The sequence below is a fragment of the Rubrivivax albus genome, assembly GCF_004016515.1.
Classification (GTDB): Bacteria; Pseudomonadota; Gammaproteobacteria; order Burkholderiales; family Burkholderiaceae_C; genus Rubrivivax; species Rubrivivax albus.
Genome location: NZ_SACT01000001.1, coordinates 779,181 through 800,120, shown reverse-complemented (window position 1 = coordinate 800,120; position 20,940 = coordinate 779,181). Strand labels below are relative to the sequence as shown.

Here is a 20,940-nt window from a genome sequence, read left to right as displayed (position 1 = left end):
GGCCGGCGGCCCCACGAAGACCGTGGCGCCATGGAAGGAGACCTGATCATGCTCTCCATAATGCCTTGTGCCCGACAACCCGTCTCTCGCTGAAACCGACCGTCCCACCTGGCCTCAGGTCGAGCCCTGGCTCGACCGCGCCCTGGCGGTGCCGGACAAGGAGCGCCTGACCTGGCTGAAGGCCCAGGCCCTGCCACCCGCCCTGCACGACGAGCTGGTCGCACTGCTGCAGGCCGAGGCCGGCAGCAGGGGGCTCTATGCCGCGGCAGATGTCGATGCGGCGCCCGCCGCGCCCGCGGCCCTGGCCAGCGGCACCCGCGTTGGGGCCTGGCGTGTGGTCGGCCTGATCGGCCGTGGTGGCTCGGGTGAGGTCTACCGCGTCGAGCGCGCCGACGGCAGCTACCAGCAGCAGGCCGCACTGAAGCTGCTGCACACCGCCGACGACGCCGACGAGCGCCGTCGCTTCGCCGCCGAGCGCCACACACTGGCGCGCCTGCAGGTGCCGGGCATCGTGCGACTGCTCGACGCCGGCAGCCATGACGGCCACCCCTGGGCGGTGACCGAACTGATCGATGGCCAGCCGCTGGATGCCGCCGGTGATGCGCTGGACTTGCCGGGCCGGATGGTGCTGCTGCGGCGCGTGGTGGGTGTGGTGGCCACCGCCCATGCCGGCGGCGTGGTGCACCGCGACCTGAAACCCGCCAACGTGCTGGTGGACGCCGATGGCGCGCCGCACCTGCTGGACTTCGGCCTCGCCCGCCGTGACACCGGCAGCATCGATGGCGAGGTCACGCAGACGCTGTCGCTGCGGCTCACGCCCGACTGGTGCGCGCCGGAACAGCTGACCGGCGGCGTGGCCGGCCCACCGGCCGACGTGTTCGCGCTCGGCGTGCTGGCCTACCGGCTGCTGGCCGGCCGCCTGCCCTGGACCCTGGCCGGGCCGGGCATGCAGCGCGCGCTGCAGCGGCTGCAGCAGCTCGACCAGTCGCCGCTACCGCCCAGCCACGGCCAGCCACCGGCCGTGCGCCAGGCCCTGCGCGGCGACCTGGACGCCATCGTTGCCCGTTGCTTGGCACGCGAACCCGGCCAGCGCTATGCCGATGCCGCCGCGCTGGCCGAGGACCTGGACCGCCATGCCCGGGGCCTGCCGGTACGTGCCCGCGGCGACGCGGCGCCCTACGTGCTGGGCCGCCTGCTGCGCCGCCACCGTATGGTGGCCGGGGCCAGTGCCGCTGTGGTGCTAAGCCTGGCCGGCGGCCTGGGTGCCACCGCCTGGATGGCGCACCGGGCAGCGCAGGAACGCGACGTGGCCCAGGCCGAGGCGCGCATCAGCCGCGGCGTGCGCGACCTCGTCATCACGCTGCTGCGCGACGTGCAGGCGCAGCCGCCCGGCGAACGCCAGCCACCCAGCGCCGTGCTGGCGCGCAACGCCGAGCGCCTGTCGGCCACCTTGGCTGACGACCCACAGGGCCGCGACACCCTGCTGGCGATGGCGCAGCTGTACTACCAGCTCAACGACTACGTGGGCGCGGCCGCGCTGTACGAGCGCCTGCTGGCCGACACGGCGGCGATCGCGCCCGAGCAGCAAGCCCAGGCCGAGGCCGAATGGGCGCAATGCCTGTGGCGCATGGGCCGCGCCGACGAGGCCGGTGCGCCGCTGGCGCGCGCCCAGGCCTTCTGGGCCACCGACCCGTCGCGCTGGCGCCTGCGCCTGGCCGAGAGCCGGCACCTGCAGGCCCAGTTGGCCCGCCATGCCGGCGACGCTGCCGGCGCCATCGCGCTGCTGGAGCAGGCCCTGGCCACACAGCGCGAGGCCCTGGGCCCGGCGCACGTGGAAGTGGCCGTGACGATGAACAACCTGGCCTTCACGCGCCACCAGACCGGTGACCGCGACGGTGCGCGCAGCGGCTACCAGGCCGCCTGGGCGCTGTGGGAGCAGCTGGGCGACACCGACGGCCCGGACGCGCTGGGGCTGCTGAACAACTGGGCCGTGCTGGAGATGCAGGCCGGCCAGACGGCCGAGGCCGAACGGTTGTGGCAGCGGGCCGTGGACCTGCATCGCGCGCACTTGCCGCCATCGGCCGAGCAGGCGGCGCTGCTGAACAACCTGGGCAAGCTGCGCCTGCGGCGGGGCGACGCAGCCGGCGCCGAGCCGCTGCTGGCCGAGGCCGTGGCCCAGGCCACCCGCTTCGCCGGGCCCGCGAGCCCGCACGCGATGGCAGCCCTGCAGGGGCTCGCCGAGGCCCTGGCGGCGCTGGGGCGCGAAGGCGAGGGTCTGCAGGTGCTGGCGGACATCGAGACGCGCGCTGCGGGCGCCCCACCGCTGGCGCAGGCCATGCCGGACCTGGCCTGGGCGCGCTGGCACGCCCTGGCCGGCCGGTGGCCCGAGGCCCATGCGCGCGCCGACGCCGCGCAGGCCCGGCTGCAGGCGCTGGGGGCGGCGGGCGCGGGCCACCTGGCCCAGCTGAAGGCCCTGCGCGGCGGCTGGCCGGCACGGTGAGGCTGGCGGGTCACGGGCCCGCAGGGTGAGCCGTCCACCCCCTCGGTTGCGGGAGCACTGAGGGGCCCGGGAAACGGATTGCGTTTCGAGGTCATCGGGCGCGCAACGGTGCGCGCCCGTCACACCGGACCGTACGAGATACCATGCCCAGACACCGCCTTTCCCTGCTCGCCCGCCTGGGCCTGCTGTCCTCAACCCTGCTGTGTGCCGGCGCGGCCACCGCCGCCGGCCTGGTGCGCTATGCGGTGCAGGACACCGGGCCGCAGGGCGGCCGCGCCGAGGTCACCATCGAGTGGCGTGACCTGGACCATGCCCGCATCGCGATCGACGCCGCGGGCCTGCCCGCGGGCACCGAAAGCTACAACCTGATGCGCGACGGCAAGCTCTACACCGTCACCCGGCACGAGGGCCAGGTCACGGTGATGGAGCTCGGGGCCATGTTGCGCCTGGCTGGCCGCATGGTGCCGGCCCTGAAGAGCCCGGGCGATGCCGCCGACGTGCGCGACGTGATCGCGCTCGAACCCACCGGCCGTCGCGAGCGCGTGGCCGGCGTGGACGGCACGGTCTACACGCTGCGCTACGCCGACGACGGCGGCGCCCAACGCACGCAGGACATGGTGCTCGGCGACGACCCGACGCTGCGCGAGATGACCGCCGTGATGCGCCGCTACGGGCAGCTGATGCAGCAGGCCCTCGGGACACCACCCGCCGCCGACGGCGACGAGGACCCGTCACCGCTGCGCCGTGCCGTGGCCCGCCAGCACGGCGGCCTGCTGCGCCTGGGCGCCCAGATGACGGTGACGGTGGTCGAGGGCGGCACGCCGGCCGCCGAGCGCTTCGCGTTGCCGGCCGAACCGGTGCAGCTGCCGGACATGGCCGGCGTGGCCGGCATGGGCGCACTGGCTGGCGCAGCCGCCACGCCGGCCACCGGCGGCAACATGGCCAGCGACGAGGCACGCCGGCAGCAGGAACGTCAGCAGCAGCGGGTGAAGGACCGCGCCCGCAGTGAGGTGGACAACGCCGCGGACAAGGCGGTGGACAAGCTGCTCGGTGGCTTCCTGGACAAGCTGCGCGGGCGCTGACCTGCAGTGCCGCCGGCCACGGCTGCAGGGACGCCGCTTCAGCTCAGCGCCCGGTGCAGCCAGGCCCGGGCCTTGGCCCAATCGCGCTGCACGGTGGCCGGCGACACGCCCAGCGCCTGCGCCGTCTCGGCCTCGCTGTAGCCGGCGAAGAAGCGGCACTCCACCAGCCGCGCCAGGCGCGGGCTCTGCGCCTCCAGCGCGCGCAGCGCTTCGTCCACCGCCAGCACGTCGGCACCCGGCACCGGCGCGGCGATCTCGATCCCGTCGTCCAGTGGCACCTCGGCCGCACCACCACCGCGGCGCTGGGCCTGGCGGCGGCGCCAGTCGTCCACCAGGATCTGGCGCATCGCCATCGCCGCGGCGCCCAGGAAGTGCTGTGCGTCCTGCCACGGGCCGCTGCGGTCCAGGCGCAGGAAGGCCTCGTGCAGCAGGGCCGTGGTCTGCAGCGTTTCGCCAGCCGGCCCGAGGCGGCGCGCGCGCTGGGCCTGCCGGCGCAGCTGCGCGTGCAGCAGCGGCACCAGTTCGGCGGCGCTGCGGCGCAGGGCGGCATCGCCGTCCGTGTTGTCGGGGGGGCTGCGGTCGGGGTCGGAGGCCGGGGCCAGGTCGTCGGTCACCGCGCGATGCTAATCACGGCGCGCCCCCTGCATTCCAGGGGGGCCATCGCCATCGATGAGGGCATCGGCCGCCGGCCTGCGTCTTGGAAGGCATGGCACGCCCGCTGGCGGCGTGCCCCCACGCTCGTGACCTCAGGAGTCCCTCGATGACCACACCTTTTCGCCTGGCCGCCGCCTTGCTGGCGCTGGGCTGCGCTGCCGCCCAGGCCGCGCCCAGCACCACGCTGGGTGGCTTCTACCGCAAGCCCCAGTCCCACCAGGAGCGGGTGGCCGATTTCCCGCCCAGCAGCGGCCCGAGCGGCAGTTGGACCAACGGCTCGGAGTACATCAAGTACTACTACTATCCCGAGACCCTGCCAGCGTCGATCACGACCTCGCGCTTCGCCGCGTCGCGCAACCACGGCAGCTTCACCAGCGGCGTGCTCGCCAGCGAACAGCTGCCGCTGTCCACCAGCCCCGGCTACGCCGACGCCACCGGCCGCTCGCTGCTGTACGACGACGTGGTCAGCTTCGAGGGCCTGAGCGACTACACCGTGCTGACCGTGGGCTACCGCTTCTGGTCCGACGTGGAGGTGCCGGCAGACGGCAACCCGAGCGCTTTCCTGGTGAACTCGTCGCTGCGCCTGGGCCTGTCGGCGCTGGCGCCGGGCCACAGTGGCGCGGTGGGTACGCCGCAGTTCAAGGTCAGCTACACCTACCAGTGGGACGAAGGCGGCTTCAAAGGTGCCGCCTACACAGCGCCCACGATCCGGCTGAACGGCCAGGACATCAGCACCAGCAGCGGCAACACCTTCCTGTACGAAGGGACGGTGCAGGTGGGCCTGCGGCCGGGCTGGACGCTGGGCATCAGCGACACCGGCGCCACCAGCGATGCGCTGTTCAAAGGCACGCAGGTCGGCGCGCCGCAGGCCGGCGTGATGGTGAGCAACCAGCTGGACTTCTGGATCGCCGGCTTCAGCGACCCGAACGTGCGCGTGGCCGGTGCGCTCAGCGGGGCCGACTACACCCAGCTGCCGGCGGTGCCCGAGCCCGGCTCGACCGCGCTGCTCGCCGCCGGTCTGGCCGGCCTGGGGCTGTGGCGCCGCCGCCGGCGCGGCTGAACCCCGGCAGCCTGCCACCCTGGGCGGGGCTGCGACAATCACGGCATGTCCCGCCCCGCCCGCTCCACCTACGAAGACTTCATGCGCCACGTGTTCGAGCACGGCGTGGCCAAGGGTGACCGCACCGGCACCGGCACGCGCAGCGTGTTCGGCCACCAGATGCGTTTCGACCTGCGCGAGGGCTTCCCGCTGGTCACCACCAAGAAGGTGCACTTCAAGAGCATCGCCTACGAGCTGCTGTGGTTCCTGCGCGGCGACAGCAACGTGCGCTGGCTGCAGGAGCACGGCGTGAGCATCTGGGACGAATGGGCGCGGGAAGACGGCGACCTCGGCCCGGTCTATGGCGTGCAGTGGCGCAACTGGCCCACGCCCGACGGTGGCCACATCGACCAGATCGCGCAGGTGGTGCAGCAGCTCAAGACCAACCCCGACAGCCGGCGCATCATCGTCAGCGCCTGGAACGTGGCCGAGCTGTCGCAGATGGCGCTGATGCCCTGCCACGCGTTCTTCCAGTTCTACGTGGCCGAAGGCCGGCTGAGCTGCCAGCTCTACCAGCGCAGCGCCGACATCTTCCTGGGCGTGCCCTTCAACATCGCCAGCTACGCGCTGCTGACGCACATGCTGGCGCAGCAGTGCGACCTGGACGTGGGCGACTTCATCTGGACCGGCGGCGACTGCCACATCTACGACAACCACGTCGAGCAGGTGCAGACGCAGCTGGCGCGCGACCCGCGGCCGTTTCCGGACCTGTTGATCAAGCGCCGGCCAGGGTCGATCTTCGACTACCGCTTCGAGGACTTCGAGATCACCGGCTACGATCCACACCCGGCGATCAAGGCGCCGGTGGCGGTGTGATCGCGGCGTGACTCAGGATTTGCCCAGCAGCAGCGGCTTGAGCGCGTCGTCGGCCGGCTTGTCGCCCAGCCAGATGCGCAGCACGGCGTTGTAGAAGGCCGGCTCGTTGATCGGTGTGCCCACCGGCTGGCCGCCGCGCGTGGCCACCAGGCCGGTGCCGGGCACCCAGTCCATGTGGATGACCTCGCCTTCCTTCAGGTCGCCCTGGCGCGAGAAGGTGCCCACGAAGGCCTGGATCTGCGCCTGCAGGCGCTGGCGCTCGGCCTCGCCGGTGTTGTTGTTCAGACCCTCGGTGAAGGCCTTGGCGAAGTCCTCGCCGGTGAGCTTGCGCAGCAGGTGCAGCGTCACCCGCCGGGCGCCGGGGCTGGCCAGCACCTCGGCCGTGCTGCCCACCTTCTTCGGCAGGTACAAGCCCATCGCATAGACCTTGAAGAACACCCGGGTGCGCACGCCGGCGCCGTTGAGCACCAATTCCTGCCCGCCCACGGTGGCGGTGTCGGGCAGGGTGGCCCCACCCACCTCCACCGCCAGGGCGGCACCCGGCACCGCCAGGCTGCTCACGACCAAGGCAGCAGCGGCCGCCATCACTTGTCTCCTGTGCATCTGAGGCACCTCCTGCCGAGATGGTAGCGCCGCGGTGGCGCCGCACAATGCGCGCATGTCCCGCCTGCCCCTGCCCCCCGTGAGCCTGATCGCCGCCGTGGCCCGCAACGGCGCCATCGGCCGCGGCAACGACCTGCTGTGGACCGACCCGGCCGACCAGCGTCACTTCCGCCAGACGACGATGGGCTGCCCGGTGGTGATGGGCCGCCGCACCTGGGATTCGCTGCCGGCACGTTTCCGGCCGCTGCCGGGGCGCCGCAATGTGGTGGTGACGCGCAACCCGGACTACGACGCGCCCGGCGCCGAGACCGCCCCCAGTCTCGAGGCCGCACTGGCGCGCCTGGCCGACGCGCCGCGCGTGTTCGTCATCGGCGGTGGCGAGCTCTACGCGCTGGTCCTGCCCCTGGCCGACACCCTGGTGCTCACCGAGATCGACGCCGACCTCGACGGCGACACCTTCTTCCCGGCCGTCGACCGCGGCCTGTTCGCCGAGGCCGAGCGCCTGCCTCAGCAGGCCGCCGACGGCACCCGCTTCGCCTTCGTCACCTACCGCCGTCGTCCCCAGGCTGTCGATTGACAGGGGCCGTGGCGGCGCCTAGCGTGCGCCGACCATCCCCACGAGGAGACACCATGGTCATCGCCCGCAGTGTTGGCATCGCCGGCCGCAACGACCTCACCGACGTGCTGGTCGTGCAGTTGCTGTTCAACATGAACCTGCCGCAGTTCAGCGCGCCGGTGCCGAAGAAGCTGGACACCGACGGCCGCATCGGCAGCAAGACGCTCAAGGCCATCGAGGCCTTCGAGACGCGGGTGATGGGGTTGCCGGGCTCCGACCAGATGGTCGCCCCCGGCGACGCCACCATCAAGGCGCTGCTCAAGGGCCTGCCCAAGGGGCCGTCGCCGGAGAAGCTGCAGCTGGTGATGCCGCGTGCGCTGGCCAGCAAGGTCAAGCTGTACTACGAGCCGCTGGTGGCCGGCATGACGCGCTACAAGATCACCACCGACCTGCGCATGGCGCACTTCATCGCGCAGCTGGCGCACGAGTCGGCGTCGTTCCGCTACACCGAGGAACTGGCCAGCGGCGACGCCTACGAGGGCCGCACCGACCTGGGCAACACCCAGCCCGGCGACGGCCGGCGTTTCAAGGGCCGCGGGCTGATCCAGCTCACCGGCCGTGCCAACTACGCCGAGTACAGCAAGGCCGCCGGCACCGACTACGTCGCGAAACCGCAGTTGCTGGCCAGCGACCCCTTCGCCGCCGTCGACGTGGCCTGCTGGTTCTGGCACACGCGCAAGCTCAATGCACTGGCCGACGCCGACGACGTGAAGGCCGTCACCCGCCGCATCAACGGCGGCTACAACGGGCTGGACGACCGCATCGAGTACCTGACGCGCGCCAAGGCGGTGCTGGGTCTGCGCTGAATGCGATGGGGCTCGCTGTCCGGTATGCTGGCTGCGGTACTGACCGCAGGGCTGGCCGGCGGGTGCGACCGCCGCGTACCCGACAGCGCACCGGCAGACATTCCATCGGAGACGACGTCCGCGTCGGCACCGACCGCTTCTTCCGCTGACACCGCACGCGCGGCGCTGCCCCCCGACAGCGTGGCTGCCGCGGGCTTCGTCGTCACGGCACAGGGCGAGCGCACGGGCGACGTGCTGCAGGTGCAGCGGCTCGTCGTGCGACGCGCCGGGTTGTCCGAGCCGGTGCAGGTCATCGACGGCCTGCAGACCGAAACCCCCTGGCCACCCGATGCCCCCGGCCTGGAAGCCGTGGACATGAACTTCGACGGTCATGTGGACCTGCGGCTGATCGAGTTCCGCACCGCCGGCCCGAACACGCCGTGGCGGCACTGGCTGTACGACCCTGGCAGCGCGCGTTTCGTGGCCAGCGAAGCGCTGGATGCGCTGTCGCCCACGCGTTTCGATGCCGAACGCCGGGTGGTGATCGTGGACTGGCGCGACGGCGCCGCGCGCCACGGCCGCGACGCGTATGCCTGGCAGGACGGCGCGCTGCAGCGGGCGACAATCGGCCCATGAAACTCGCCACCTGGAACGTGAATTCGCTCGCCGTGCGCCTGCCGCAGGTGCTGGACTGGCTGGCCGCCAACCCGGTCGACGCGCTGGTGCTGCAGGAAACCAAGCTCACCGACGACAAGTTCCCGCACGCCGAGTTCGCCGCCGCCGGCTATGCGGCGCAGTGGCACGGGCAGAAGACCTACAACGGCGTGGCCCTGCTGTCGCGCTCGCCGGCGCTGGACGTGGTGCGCAACATCCCCGGTTTCGACGACGAGCAGGCGCGCCTGATCGCCGGCACGGTGGACGGCCCGCTGGGTCCGGTCCGCTGCATCGGCGGCTATTTCCCGAACGGCCAGGCACCCGACAGCGACAAGTTCGTCTACAAGATGCGCTGGCTGGATGCGCTGCACGACTGGGTGCGCGCCGAGATGGCGGCGCACCCGAACCTGGTGCTGATGGGCGACTTCAACGTCGCCCCCGAGGACCGGGACGTCTACGACCCCGTGGCCTGGGCCGGGCAGATCCACTGCACGCCGGAGGAGCGCGCGCAGTTCCAGCGCCTGCTGGCGCTGGGCCTGACCGACGCGTTCCGCCTCTTCGAGCAACCGCCCAAGAGCTGGAGCTGGTGGGACTACCGCAACCTGGCCTTCCGCAAGAACCAGGGTCTGCGCATCGACCACATCCTGGTCAGCCCGGCGCTCAAACCCCGCGTGGCCGCCTGTGGCATCGACAAGCTGCCGCGCAAGAACGAACGGCCCAGCGACCACGCGCCCGTGGTCGTCGAACTGACCGCGAGCTGATCAAGCCTGTTCCGGGGCTGGTCTGCGACAGACCCACCCCAAAGACAACTCAGTCCAGCTTCAGTTCCTGGATCTTGCGCGTGATGGTGTTGCGGCCGATGCCGAGCTTCTGCGCGGCCTCGATGCGCCGCCCGCGCGTGATGTCCAGCGCGGTGTGGATCAGCTGGCCCTCGAACTGGCGCGTCAGCGTGTCCCAGACGTCGGGCTGACCGCTTTCCAGCAGGCGACGCGCTTCGCGCTGCAGGTCGTCCAGCCACACCGGGTGGCCGTTGGGCGCGCTGCCGCCGGCCGGCGGCATGACGTCGGTCGGCATCGCAGGGGCGATGGCCACCGGCACCGAGGCCCCCACGACGGCGGCCGGTGGTGTCTCCGTCGCTGGCGTGACGGCCGCCAACGGGGCCGGCGAGGTTGTCGGCGGCGCCGCTGAGGGCGCGGCACCATCCACTTCGGGTGGCAGGTCCTTGGCCTGCACCAGCTGCGCCGGCGCCATCACCGTCAGCCAGTGGCAGATGTTCTCCAGCTGGCGCACGTTGCCAGGGAAGTCGAAGGCCACCAGCCGGGCCAGCGCCTCGTCGCCGATGCGCTTGGCCTCCACGCCCAGGTCCTTGGCGCTCTTGGCCAGGAAGAAGCGGGTCAGCGTGGGGATGTCCTCGCGCCGCTCGCGCAGCGGCGGCAGGCGCAGGCGGATCACGTTCAGGCGGTGGAACAGGTCCTCGCGGAACACGCCTTCGCGCACCCGCTGCTCGAGGTTCTGGTGCGTGGCGGCGATCACGCGCACGTTGCTCTTCAGCGGCTGGTGGCCGCCGACACGGTAGAACTGCCCGTCGCTGAGCACGCGCAGCAGGCGCGTCTGCAGGTCGAACGGCATGTCGCCGATCTCGTCGAGGAACAGCGTGCCGCCGTCGGCCTGTTCGAAACGGCCGCGGCGCGTGGTCTGCGCGCCGGTGAAGGCGCCCCGCTCGTGGCCGAAGAGCTCGCTCTCCAGCAGGTCCTTGGGGATGGCCGCGGTGTTGATGGCCACGAACGGGCCGCTACCGCGCGGGCTGTGCTTGTGCAGCGCGCGCGCCACCAGTTCCTTGCCGGAGCCGCTCTCCCCGGTGATCAGCACCGTGACGTTGCTCTGGCTCAGGCGGCCGATGGCGCGGAACACATCCTGCATCGCCGGCGCCTGGCCCAGCATCTCGGGCATCTCGGCCATGCCGCTGTCGCGCACCTCCTCGCGCACACTCTCGTCGACGGCGCGGCGGATGAGCTCCACCGCCTTGGGCAGGTCGAAGGGCTTGGGCAGGTACTCGAAGGCGCCACCCTGGAAGGCCGAGACGGCGCTGTCCAGGTCGGAGTACGCCGTCATCACGATCACCGGCAGGCCCGGCAGGCGCTCCTTGACCTTGCCCAGCAGTTCGATGCCCGACATGCCCGGCATGCGGATGTCGCTGACCAGCACCTGTGGCTCGTCGCCATCGTCCAGCGCACCGAGCAGTTCGCGCGCGCTGGCAAAGCTGCGCACCGCGAACTGCTCGCGGGCCAGCGCCTTCTCGAGCACGAAGCGGATGGAGTGGTCGTCGTCAACGATCCAGATGGGTTTCATGCGGCGCGTTTCTCTCGTCAGTCGCCTGGCCGCCCGAAACCACGTGTGCCCCAGGGGCAGCGGGTGGATGCGAGCAGGCAGGCTTCAAGGCAGCGGAATCATGATCCTGAACACGGTCCGGCCCGGTGTGCTGTCGCAGTCGATCGTGCCCAGATGCTGCTGCACGAAGGTCTGCGCCAGCGTGAGGCCGAGCCCCGAGCCACCGTCCCGCCCCGACACCAGGGGCTGGAAGATGCGATCGCGGATCGCCTCGGGCACGCCGGGCCCGTTGTCCTGGATATGCAAGTCCAATGCCAGTCGGAAGCGCTGCTTACCGATCGTCACCTGACGGGCCACGCGGCTGCGCAACACGATCTCCGCATCGCCCATCGCGATGCGCTCGCCCAGCGCCTGGGTGGCGTTGTGCACGATGTTCAGAACGGCCTGGATGAGTTGTTCGCGGTCACCGCGGAACTCGGGGATGGAGGTGTCGTAGTCGCGTACCACGCGCAGCCCGCGCGGGAACTCCGCCAGCACCAGCGCGCGCACGCGCTCGCAGATCTCGTGGATGTTGACGTCGCCCACCACCTGGGGCCGGCGGTGCGGGGCCAGCAGGCGGTCCACCAGCACCTGCAGGCGGTCGGCCTCGTGGATGATGACCTGGGTGTACTCGGCCAGCTGCTGTGGGATCTCCAGCTGCAGCAGCTGCGCCGCGCCGCGGATGCCGCCAAGCGGGTTCTTGATCTCGTGCGCGAGGTTGCGGATCAGTTCCTTGTTGGCCGCCGCCTGCTCGATGGTGCGCTCCTCGCGGTCGAGCCGGGTCTGCTGCTCGATCTCGATCATCTCCACCAGCAGCAGGTCGGGCCAGTCGGTGCGCGAGACGATCACGTGCACCGGCAACTCGCCATGGCCGGCGCCCAGGGACGGCGAGCGCAGCAGCAGGCTCTCGAAGCGGCCGCTGGTGACCTCGTTGGCGGCCACCGCCGCCAGCGTGTCGGCCATCTGCTGCGGATGGGTCAGCCAGTCCTGCACGCGGCCGCGTTCCAGCGCGCGGCGCGCCATGCCCGTCTGGTCCTCCAGCGCGGCATTGGCACGCTGGCAGCTGCCGTCGTGCGACACCACGGCCACCATCGTGGCCAGCTGGTCGAAGGCGGCGAAGCCATCGACAGCAGCCGCCGGTGCCGCCGGGTTCACGGCGGCAGCTTGGCCAGTTCGCGCTTCAGGGCCGCGATGTCGGCTTCCTTGCGCGTGATGCCGGCCTTCATCTCGGCCACGCGGTCGAGGTAGCGCTGGTAGTTGCGTTCGTCACCGCGCCGTTCGGGCTGGCCGTTGTTGTACTCGCGCTGCAGCTCGGCCAGGCGGCCCTCCTCGCGCGCGAGTTCCTCGGCCAGGATGCGACGGGCGTCGCTGTCGCGCTGGCGCTGAACGCCGGGGTCCACACGCTCACCGGCGGGGCGCGGTGCCGTGGCACTGGCCGACGCCGCCGGCGGCGGCCGCTTCGTGCCCTGCACGATGGTGATGGGGGCACCCTCGATGGTGGTGCAGCCGCGCTCGCGGGCCTGCTCCGGCGTCAGGGCGTCGGTGTAGAGCACCGGGTTGCCCGGGCACTTGTAGACCACGGCAGGCGCCTGCGCCTGCGCAGCGCCGGGGCCGGCGGACACGGCCACCGCCGCAACAAGGAACACGACCAGAGGGATCGGCATGCGCAGATTCTCGCCCCAAAAAAGCGCAAGGGGGCGGTGACCCGCCCCCTTGCCCTGTCATCGGCCGCGGCCGATCACAGCGAGTAGTACATGTCGAACTCGACCGGGTGCGTGGTCATGCGGAAGCGGGTGACCTCCTGCATCTTCAGGTCGATGTAGGCGTCGATGTACGCGTCGGTGAACACGCCGCCCTTGGTCAGGAAGGCGCGGTCCTTGTCCAGGTACTCCAGGGCCTGGTCGAGGCTGGAGCACACGGTCGGGATCTTCGCGTCCTCTTCCGGCGGCAGGTGGTACAGGTCCTTGGTGGCGGCTTCGCCCGGGTGGATCTTGTTCTCCACGCCGTCCAGACCGGCCATCAGCATGGCGCTGAAGGCCAGGTACGGGTTGGCCATCGGGTCCGGGAACCGGGCCTCGATGCGGCGACCCTTGGGGTTGGCCACGTACGGGATGCGGATCGACGCCGAGCGGTTGCGCGCCGAGTAGGCCAGCTTGACCGGCGCCTCGAACCCGGGCACCAGGCGCTTGTAGCTGTTGGTGGTGGGGTTGGTGATGGCGTTGAGCGCGCGGGCGTGCTTGATGATGCCGCCGATGTAGAACAGCGCGAACTCGCTCAGGCCGCCGTAGCCGTCGCCGGCGAACAGGTTCTTGCCGTCCTTCCACACCGACTGGTGCACGTGCATGCCGCTGCCGTTGTCACCGACGACGGGCTTGGGCATGAACGTGGCCGTCTTGCCGTAGGCGTGCGCCACGTTGTGGATGATGTACTTCTGCAGCTGCAGCCAGTCGGCACGCTGCACCAGCGTGCTGAACTTGGTGCCGATCTCGTTCTGGCCGGCGCCGGCCACCTCGTGGTGGTGCACCTCCACCGGGATTCCCATCTGCTCGAGCAGCAGGCACATCTCGGAGCGCATGTCCTGGAAGCTGTCGACCGGCGGCACTGGGAAGTAGCCGCCCTTGACGGCCGGGCGGTGGCCCATGTTGCCGCCCTCGAACTTCTCGCCGGTGCTCCACGACGCCTCTTCGGAGTCGATCTTGACCGAGCAGCCGGACATGTCGACCTGCCAGCGCACCTGGTCGAAGATGAAGAACTCGGGTTCCGGGCCGAAGTAGGCGGTGTCGCCCAGGCCGGAAGCCTTCATGTAGGCCTCGGCCCGCTTGGCCAGCGAACGCGGGTCGCGCTCGTAGGGCTTGCCGTCGCCCGGCTCGATCACGTCGCAGCTCAGGAACAGCGTGGGCTCTTCGTAGAACGGGTCGATGTTGGCCGTGTTCGGGTCGGGCATCAGCAGCATGTCGGAGGCTTCGATGCCCTTCCAGCCGGCGATCGACGAGCCGTCGAAGGCATGGCCGGAGCTGAACTTGTCCTCGTCGAAGTGCGACACCGGCACGCTGACGTGCTGTTCCTTGCCGCGGGTGTCGGTGAAGCGGAAGTCCACGAACTTGACTTCGTTGTCCTTCACCATCTTCATCACGTCGGCAACTGTCTTTGCCATCTGGTTCTCCTAGCGGGGCGCGTGGTTGGCGTTGAAAAAACTGGGGGACGAATAGTCCTTCACGGACTAGCAGAAAGCGTGCCCAGAAAGGGGCACACAGAGCGACGAGGAGGCTCCACTTTGGTGCATTACACGCACCACTTTGGAATATCTCATCGCACCATCTCGGGGCCCAGCTCGGCACCGGCCGACAGCAGGCCGGCGCGCAGCATGCCGAAGGCCGCGTCGAGCGCCTCGGCCGGCCCCTTGACGCCGAGGTCGATGTGCTTGCCGTGCTGCGGGTGGTCGACGCTGGGCAGGCTGAACACGCGCACCTGCGGGTGCGCCGCCTCCACGGCCTCCATCAGCGGCGTCAGCGTCGCTTCCATGGCGCCGTAGACGATGACCGAACGCTCGGCCTGGCGCGAGCGGCCCTGCAGCGCCTGGTAGTGCGTGTCGAGCACCCATTCGATCATCGGCCAGGCCATGACCGGGAAACCGGGCACGAAGTGCACGTGGTCGACGCTGAAGCCGGGGATCTTGTTGTACGGATTGGGGATGATGCGCGCGCCCTCGGGGAACACGCCCATGTTGAGGCGGTGCACGTTGTCGGGGCGGTCGGGCTCGAAGGGCTGACCCTGTTCGCGCGCCACGTCCTGCATGCGCTCGAGGATGAGCGTGCGGGCCTCGGGGTGCAGTTGCAACGGTCGCCCCAGTGCGGCGGCCGCACTCTGGCGCGTGTGGTCGTCGGGCGTGGCACCGATGCCGCCGCAGCTGAAGACGAGGTCACCGCCGGCAAAGGCCTGGCGCACGGCGTCGGCGATCGCCACGCGGTCGTCGCCCAGGTAGCGCGCCCAGGCCAGCGCCAGGCCGCGCGCGGCCAGGATCTCGATGACCTTGGCCAGGTGCTTGTCCTGGCGGCGGCCGGAAAGGATCTCGTCACCAACGATGATCAGACCGATGTTCATGGTTTGGGGCCGTCGAGGGCTGGTGCTGCCTGCACGGGCGGCAGTTCGGGCGCGACGGGCGCTTCGGGGGGCGCAAGCGGCGTGCTGTCTCGCTGGTCACGCAGCTGCTGCAGCGCCGCCAGCGCATAGTGCGCGAACCAGGCCGCGGCAAACGCGAAGACCAGCGTGTACAGCCACACGGAGACGATCAGCAGCAGCGGCGCCAGCACCAGGGCCAGCACGCCCGCGGCCCACACGAGCGCCGGCACCGCGCCCATGAAGCCGGCGATGACACCCATGGCCAGCAGCGGCCCGCGGTGCTCTCGCAGCAACGTGCGGCGCTCTTCGGCGCTGGCATGCTCGGCCAGCACCTCGAAGGCGAAGATGCGGCCCGACGCCCAGCCCCAGATCAGCGGCGGCAGCAACAGGCCGAACAGCGGCAGCAGCCACAGCGGCAGCGTCACCGCCAGCGCCAGCAGCGCCAGCAGCGTGATCCAGACCGACCAGACGGTGGTCACCCAGCCGCTGGCGCCGTGACGGGCCTCAAGCATCGGAAAGCGCCGCCGCGCGACCATGCCGACGATGGACGGCGTCATCAGCAGCGCCACCAGCAGCAGCGACAGCAGCACCACCAGCGGCACCGCCAGCACCACGATGACCAACGGCGCGATCAGCGCCCGCACGCTGCCGAAGCCCGCGTTGTCCAGCCACTGAAGCGCGGCGTCGGCCAGCGTCCAGTACGACAGCGCGGTCTGCACCGCGTCCACCGCCGGCGCCCAGTACAGCCAGCCCAGCCCGAGCACCAGGCCGCCGGCCAGCAGCACCGGCGCCAGCGACAGCAGGATCAGCCGCGGGTGCAGGCAGTACGCCGCGGCGCGCCAGAAAGCGTCGAAGAGACCGTTCAAGCGTGAGCCTCCGGCCGGCACGCGGCCGTCGGAACGCGGCGCGGATCGGGTCGCTGCCTCACTCGTTGTCGCCGCCCAGGATGCCGCCGAGCAGCCCGCCGGCGCCAAAGCCGCCGAGCACCGACCCTTCGCCCACGCCACGCCCGCCGGCCTGCGGCGCCGCGGCGAAGACGCGCGAGGCCAGGCGCGAGAACGGCAGGCTCTGCAGCCAGACGTGGCCGGGCCCGGTCAGCTTGGCGAAGAACAGGCCCTCGCCACCGAACAGCGCGGTCTTGATCTTGCCCACGTACTGGATCTCGAAGTTCACGTTCGGGGTGTAGGCCACCACGCAGCCGGTGTCCACCATCAGCGTCTGGCCCGGCTGCAGTTCGCGCTCGAGCAGCGTGCCGCCGGCGTGCACGAAGGCCATGCCATTGCCCTCGAGCTTCTGCATGATGAAGCCCTCGCCACCGAAGAAGCCCACGCCCAGCTTCTGCTGCAGCGCGATGCCCAGCGAGACGCCACGGGCGGCACAGAGGAAGCTGTCCTTCTGGCAGATCAGCATGCCGCCCAGGCGCTGCAGGTCCATCGGGATGATCTTGCCGGGGTACGGTGCCGCGAAGGCCACGCGCAGCTTCTGGCGCGCGTTGTTCGTGTAAACGGTGGTGAACAGCGATTCACCGGTGACCAGCCGCTTGCCGGCGCCCAGCAGCTTGCCGAACAGGCCGCCCTGGTTGGCCGAGCCGTCGCCGAACACGGTGTCCATGCCGATACCGGCATCCATGTACATCATGCTGCCGGCCTCGCCGACGGCCGCCTCGCCAGGGTCGAGCTCGACCTCGACGAACTGCATCTCCGCGCCCTTGATCTCGTAGTCCACCACGTCCATCGCCATCCCTCGCTCCTTGCAACCGGCTGTGCCCGGCGCGCATGGTACCGAAGGCCGTAGCAAGCGGTTGCAGTGCGGGCCGGGCCAGCACGCAGAATGGCCGCATGGAAGCACAGACCGCCGCGCTGGTCATGGGCGCCGGCGGGCTGGCGGTCTCCGCCCATGTGCTGTGGCGCGCCGGGGCACGCCAACGGCGGCAGCATGGCTGGCCATGGTGGGTGGCGACGCTGGCGGTCAGCACGCTGGTCTGGCCGCTGTGCATCTGGGCCGCGTTGCGCCCCTCCACCGCCGGCAACATCCTGGCCGCAGCATGGCTGCTGGGCTGGCCGATGGCCTGGCTGGCCGGTTGGCGCCGCTTCCATGCACGCCAGCGGCTGCCGGGCCAGGGCTGGCTCGATGGATCGGCATGGGCCCTGGCCACGCTCGCATCGCCGTGGTGGCCCTGGCAGGCCGTGGTGCTGCTGCACGTCTACGTCACCGCGGTGCTGTGCGTGGGCCGCGCGCGGACGGCCGACCACGGGCTGGGCTGGACGGCGGTGGCGGTCGCCGCGGCGGCCTTGCCGGCGATGTTCGCGCTGCTGGAAGCCGCGAGTGCACCGTTGGACCGGCTGCTGCCGTGGTGGGCGGGCTTGGCGGCGCTGTGGGCGTGCAGCCTGCTGGCGCTGGCGTCGATGGCGGAGCGTACCGAGCAGGAACTGCGAGCTTCGCGCCGGCGGCTGCAGGTGCTGGCGGGCACCGACCCGCTGACCGGCGTGTCCAATCGGCGGCACTTCGAGGCCGCCACGGCACGGCGACGCCTTCAGAGCGGGGCGCCACCCCCCGTGCTGCTGCTGCTGGACATCGACCACTTCAAGCAGATCAACGACCACCTGGGCCACGCCACCGGCGACCGCGCGCTGCGCCTGGTGGGGCAGTGCATCCTCGACGCCCTGCGCGACAGCGACCTCGCAGTGCGCCTGGGGGGTGACGAGTTCGCGCTGCTGCTGCACGGCGCAACGCTGCCGCAGGCCATGCAGGTGGCCGAACGCGTGGTGCTGCAGGTGCAGCGGCTGGCCTCCAATCACAGGCTGCCCGTGCTGAGCCTGAGCTTTGGCCTGGTGCCCTGGCGCCACGACGAGGCGCTGGACGAGGCGCTGCACCGCGCCGACCGCGCCCTCTACGAGGCCAAGCGGCAGGGACGGTCGCGCGCCGTGGCGGCGCACGGCGACGACGCGGCACCGGCCTTCAGCGAAAGCCAGCGGCTGGGCCTGGATTCGCCCTGAAGCGCCCGCCCGGCGTCAACCGCCGCCTATGATCAGCAGCCATGCTGATGTCGATGCTGGCAGTCGTCACGGGTGCGGCGCTGGGCGCGCTGTGCCGCTGGTCGCTTGGCCTGATCATGAATGCCTGGTACCCGGCGCTGCCGCCAGGCACGCTGGTGGCCAATGTCGTCGGGGGCTATCTCGCAGGCCTGGCCCTGCCGCTGCTCCTGGCGCACCCGGAACTGCCCGCCGCCTGGCGCCTGTTCGTGATCACCGGCTTTCTGGGCGGGCTGACCACCTTCTCGGCCTTCTCGCTCGAGGTGGCCACGCTGCTGCAGCAGGGGCGCCTGCTGGTCGCCGCGGGCGGCGTGGCACTGCACGTGGGCGGCTCCCTTGCTGCCACGCTGGCGGGCTTCGCGACGGTGGCGCTCCTGCGTCGCTGAGCCTGTCACGACGTCGCCGACCTGCTGGCCTGCGCCACCCCCGCCGGGCCGGCTATGAGCGGGCCGACGCGTAGAACATCAGGTAGATCAGTCGCCCGTCCTGCAGCGTGCTGCCGAAGTTCTCTCCCGCGGTGTGCCACAGCCAGGGGCGCAGCAGCACCAGCCGGTTGAAGCGCATCGGCACCCGCATGGTGAGCTCCCAGCGCGAGTCATCCACGGTGTCCTCGAGGATGTCGGCCATCATCTGCTTGGCCGACGGGTAGCCCATGGACTGCGCCTCGGCATCGTTGTACGCACCGCGATCGGTGTTGGTGGGCACATGGCGGAAGAACTCGGTGCCGCCACGGCAGTGCTGCGGTTGGCTCAGGTAGAGGATGCCCGACCAGTGCGACGCATCGACATGCACCTTGGCCTTGCCGACGTCGCTGGCCAGGGTGATCCGGAACTTGCCGTGGGCCTGTCCCGGCGCGGGTACCAGCGGTTCACCAACCAGGCGCGAGATCTCCTGGTCCAGCCCTTGAAGGGACACGGCCTGCGCCGAGTTGCGCCCCGGGAAGTTGCCTTGCACTGGCGGGTAGTGCATGCGCAGCCCGGCCTCGCGCAGTTCGTGGGCGTTGTCGAGGAAGTCGTCGACGATGATCAGGGACGTCGGCATGCCCCGAAGTCTAGATGCAGCGGCGATGCGGGCAGAGCGCCGCAGTCGGCCGCGCTCGCGACGCCTTCGCAACGAGGCGGTCGCGAGGGAAGTGGTGGAACCGGGGGGAATCGAACAGAGGCCGCGCCTTCATAGGTAAACGGCACTCTGAAGTTTGCACTTTCTGTTCCGGTTACCACATTCGCTACCACTCGACTTGCGATTGGATTCCGCAAGTGGGAATCACACCCCCGGCCCCATGGCCAATCCACCTCGCCACAACACCAGCCACAGCGGCATCAGCTCGATCACTCAGCCCGCCGGCAACGAGCACCTGGGCGCGGGCAATGACAGCCGCGGCAACCGCGTCTTCTGCTTCGCCGCCTAGTTCGGTGGCCAACGCCCTCAGGGCCGTCTCAAGTAGATCCAGGCGCGCTTGTGTGGTGTCCATGCCGGGCAGTGTCTGCGTCAGCCGGCGGGCCACACATCGCCTCGAGGTGGGGCTTGAGGGGTGCCCTCCGACGGGGGCTCAAACGGGCTGGCCGAATTGCTTCAACAGGTCAATGACGAGTCGTTGTCGCTCAGGAGGAAGTCGTTCGAACGCGAGCGCTACCCGTAGCGCTGTGGACTCTGGTTGGGGTTCGATGTGCATCGGTTCTGGCGATGTCAGCGGTTGATCGATCCAACCTGCTGGCTTCCCCATACCCGCTTCCAGCCTGCGGGCGGTGCGGTCGCCGATTTCCCGACGCTTCCCGCTGCCCCCGTCCCGCTCGTTCAAAACCTGGGAAATCTGGGGCGCAGCCACACCAGTACGCCTAGCAAGTTCGGCGGCGCTTCCCGCTTCTGCTACCAGTGCGCGCAAGCGGGCTCTACGCGTGGCATCTACCGTATCCATACTGAATTGTGGCGCCTTCGGCCGCCAAGCTCACCCCCTGAGCCACTGCGGCGGGATGATCCCGCCATGTACTTCATGCGGCACACAGACTCGCGGCCCTGCTGGCACTGCACGTCGTTCGGCGGGATGCTCTATCAGGGCACGGCGGCCCGCTGCGTCCATGGGGAGGGCCTGAGCATCCGCGCCATGCCGGCCAACGGGTGCGCGTTCTGGCGGCGCGAGGTCGGCACGGACGACGAGCCGGGCCCGCCGCTTGTAGCTACATTCGAGCGATGTCCAACGCAGAAGCTCGCACCGTCGTCTCCGACGCGGTCAGCCTGAGCGCCAGCCACCCGCACGCGCCGGCGGTCGATGTGCTCGAGCTCACGCTGCGAGGAAGGCGCGGTCAGGTATTGGACTTCGGGGATCCTGGCGCGCCACTGGGCAGCCTAGCAGCGCCCGGTGCGCCGTTTGGCCAATTGATCGCCGCTGCGTACGACTTGGCCATGACGCCAAATGAGTGGCGCCTGTTCACCGGCCCGGGCGCTCACCCGAAATTGCGCATGGCCTGCCTGATGGCTTGGCGCTCAGACGTGGTGTCTAAGATGGTGCTCCAGCACGGCGTGACGGTGGTCGGGTTGCCGGAGCCATAGCCCGGCCCTACTGCTTGGCGATGATCTGCTAGCGGGTACCGCTGCGTAGCCGAAAGCGATCGGAGA

The 20,940-nt window shown here is 70.6% G+C and carries 22 protein-coding genes; 12 read left to right on the top strand and 10 right to left on the bottom strand.

All coding sequences use genetic code 11. From position 1 onward, the window contains the following. The first annotated feature begins 67 nt into the window (after nt 1-67). Nucleotides 68-2,500 carry a serine/threonine-protein kinase gene (locus tag ENE75_RS03715; protein ID WP_128195724.1) on the top strand — a complete coding sequence of 811 codons (2,433 nt, stop codon included), beginning with the start codon at nt 68-70 and terminating at the stop codon, nt 2,498-2,500. A 143-nt stretch (nt 2,501-2,643) separates the two neighbouring features. Then, nucleotides 2,644-3,582: a hypothetical protein gene (locus tag ENE75_RS03710; protein WP_128195722.1), complete on the top strand. Its 939-nt coding sequence runs from the start codon at nt 2,644-2,646 to the stop codon at nt 3,580-3,582. Between the two features lie 38 nt (nt 3,583-3,620). Here the strand turns inward: ENE75_RS03710 and ENE75_RS03705 are convergent, their stop codons facing one another. Beyond that, complete coding sequence (locus tag ENE75_RS03705) at nt 3,621-4,196, bottom strand: ECF-type sigma factor (protein WP_199232207.1); 576 nt, start codon at nt 4,194-4,196, stop codon at nt 3,621-3,623. A gap of 146 nt (nt 4,197-4,342) precedes the next feature. Between ENE75_RS03705 and ENE75_RS03700 the strand changes: the two genes are divergently transcribed. Together ENE75_RS03700 and ENE75_RS03695 are read left to right on the top strand one after the other, a co-directional pair. Further along, nucleotides 4,343-5,296: a PEP-CTERM sorting domain-containing protein gene (locus ENE75_RS03700; protein WP_158288854.1), complete on the top strand. Its 954-nt coding sequence runs from the start codon at nt 4,343-4,345 to the stop codon at nt 5,294-5,296. 45 nt (nt 5,297-5,341) lie between these two features. After that, nucleotides 5,342-6,151, top strand: a complete 810-nt coding sequence (locus tag ENE75_RS03695) for a thymidylate synthase (protein ID WP_128195718.1) — start codon at nt 5,342-5,344, stop codon at nt 6,149-6,151. 12 nt (nt 6,152-6,163) lie between these two features. Here the strand turns inward: ENE75_RS03695 and ENE75_RS03690 are convergent, their stop codons facing one another. Beyond that, a complete protein-coding gene (locus tag ENE75_RS03690) occupies nt 6,164-6,736 on the bottom strand; it encodes a chalcone isomerase family protein (protein WP_158288853.1) in 573 nt (190 codons plus the stop codon). 73 nt (nt 6,737-6,809) lie between these two features. On the opposite strand from ENE75_RS03690, the gene ENE75_RS03685 reads away from it, so the two are divergent. The 4 genes from ENE75_RS03685 (at nt 6,810) to xth (ending at nt 9,570) form a co-directional block, all read left to right on the top strand. Beyond that, the gene (locus tag ENE75_RS03685) at nt 6,810-7,331 is read left to right on the top strand and encodes a dihydrofolate reductase (RefSeq protein WP_233258899.1); all 522 of its coding nucleotides are present in this window, start codon (nt 6,810-6,812) and stop codon (nt 7,329-7,331) included. 53 nt (nt 7,332-7,384) lie between these two features. Then, a complete protein-coding gene (locus ENE75_RS03680; protein ID WP_128195713.1) occupies nt 7,385-8,176 on the top strand; it encodes a glycoside hydrolase family 19 protein in 792 nt (263 codons plus the stop codon). Nucleotides 8,177-8,356: 180 nt separating this feature from the next. Next, complete coding sequence (locus ENE75_RS03675; RefSeq protein ID WP_158288852.1) at nt 8,357-8,791, top strand: XAC2610-related protein; 435 nt, start codon at nt 8,357-8,359, stop codon at nt 8,789-8,791. Then, complete coding sequence (xth, locus tag ENE75_RS03670) at nt 8,788-9,570, top strand: exodeoxyribonuclease III (RefSeq protein ID WP_128195709.1); 783 nt, start codon at nt 8,788-8,790, stop codon at nt 9,568-9,570. Before ENE75_RS03675 ends, xth begins: the two co-directional genes overlap by 4 nt. A 49-nt stretch (nt 9,571-9,619) precedes the next feature. On the opposite strand, the gene ntrC is transcribed toward xth, so the two are convergent. From ntrC to ENE75_RS03635, 7 genes are all read right to left on the bottom strand, one after another. Beyond that, a complete protein-coding gene (ntrC, locus tag ENE75_RS03665) occupies nt 9,620-11,158 on the bottom strand; it encodes a nitrogen regulation protein NR(I) (RefSeq protein WP_128195707.1) in 1,539 nt (512 codons plus the stop codon). Between the two features lie 84 nt (nt 11,159-11,242). Continuing rightward, nucleotides 11,243-12,268, bottom strand: a complete 1,026-nt coding sequence (gene glnL / locus ENE75_RS03660; protein ID WP_128196790.1) for a nitrogen regulation protein NR(II) — start codon at nt 12,266-12,268, stop codon at nt 11,243-11,245. Nucleotides 12,269-12,327: 59 nt separating this feature from the next. Next, nucleotides 12,328-12,840 carry a hypothetical protein gene (locus ENE75_RS03655; RefSeq protein WP_128195705.1) on the bottom strand — a complete coding sequence of 171 codons (513 nt, stop codon included), beginning with the start codon at nt 12,838-12,840 and terminating at the stop codon, nt 12,328-12,330. Between the two features lie 74 nt (nt 12,841-12,914). Continuing rightward, nucleotides 12,915-14,330: a type I glutamate--ammonia ligase gene (gene glnA / locus ENE75_RS03650; RefSeq protein ID WP_128195703.1), complete on the bottom strand. Its 1,416-nt coding sequence runs from the start codon at nt 14,328-14,330 to the stop codon at nt 12,915-12,917. 152 nt (nt 14,331-14,482) lie between these two features. Next, the gene (locus ENE75_RS03645; RefSeq protein WP_128195701.1) at nt 14,483-15,277 is read right to left on the bottom strand and encodes a competence/damage-inducible protein A; all 795 of its coding nucleotides are present in this window, start codon (nt 15,275-15,277) and stop codon (nt 14,483-14,485) included. Further along, a complete protein-coding gene (locus ENE75_RS03640; RefSeq protein WP_128195699.1) occupies nt 15,274-16,161 on the bottom strand; it encodes an EI24 domain-containing protein in 888 nt (295 codons plus the stop codon). Before ENE75_RS03640 ends, ENE75_RS03645 begins: the two co-directional genes overlap by 4 nt. Nucleotides 16,162-16,219: 58 nt before the next feature. After that, nucleotides 16,220-17,035 carry a TIGR00266 family protein gene (locus tag ENE75_RS03635; RefSeq protein ID WP_128195697.1) on the bottom strand — a complete coding sequence of 272 codons (816 nt, stop codon included), beginning with the start codon at nt 17,033-17,035 and terminating at the stop codon, nt 16,220-16,222. A 98-nt stretch (nt 17,036-17,133) separates the two neighbouring features. On the opposite strand from ENE75_RS03635, the gene ENE75_RS03630 reads away from it, so the two are divergent. Then, nucleotides 17,134-18,291 (top strand): GGDEF domain-containing protein, encoded by a 1,158-nt coding sequence (locus ENE75_RS03630; RefSeq protein WP_158288851.1) that lies wholly within the window; start codon nt 17,134-17,136, stop codon nt 18,289-18,291. A 41-nt stretch (nt 18,292-18,332) separates the two neighbouring features. After that, nucleotides 18,333-18,713, top strand: a complete 381-nt coding sequence (crcB, locus tag ENE75_RS03625; protein ID WP_128195693.1) for a fluoride efflux transporter CrcB — start codon at nt 18,333-18,335, stop codon at nt 18,711-18,713. Nucleotides 18,714-18,765: 52 nt separating this feature from the next. On the opposite strand, the gene ENE75_RS03620 is transcribed toward crcB, so the two are convergent. Further along, entirely contained in the window at nt 18,766-19,368 is a 603-nt protein-coding gene (locus tag ENE75_RS03620) for a DUF6445 family protein (RefSeq protein ID WP_128195691.1), read from the bottom strand. A gap of 238 nt (nt 19,369-19,606) precedes the next feature. Here ENE75_RS03620 and ENE75_RS25595 point away from each other — a divergent pair, with 238 nt between their 5' ends. Together ENE75_RS25595 and ENE75_RS03615 are read left to right on the top strand one after the other, a co-directional pair. Further along, complete coding sequence (locus ENE75_RS25595; RefSeq protein ID WP_259371698.1) at nt 19,607-19,735, top strand: hypothetical protein; 129 nt, start codon at nt 19,607-19,609, stop codon at nt 19,733-19,735. Nucleotides 19,736-20,514: 779 nt separating this feature from the next. Beyond that, nucleotides 20,515-20,874 carry a hypothetical protein gene (locus ENE75_RS03615; RefSeq protein WP_128195689.1) on the top strand — a complete coding sequence of 120 codons (360 nt, stop codon included), beginning with the start codon at nt 20,515-20,517 and terminating at the stop codon, nt 20,872-20,874. Nucleotides 20,875-20,940: the final 66 nt, after the last annotated feature.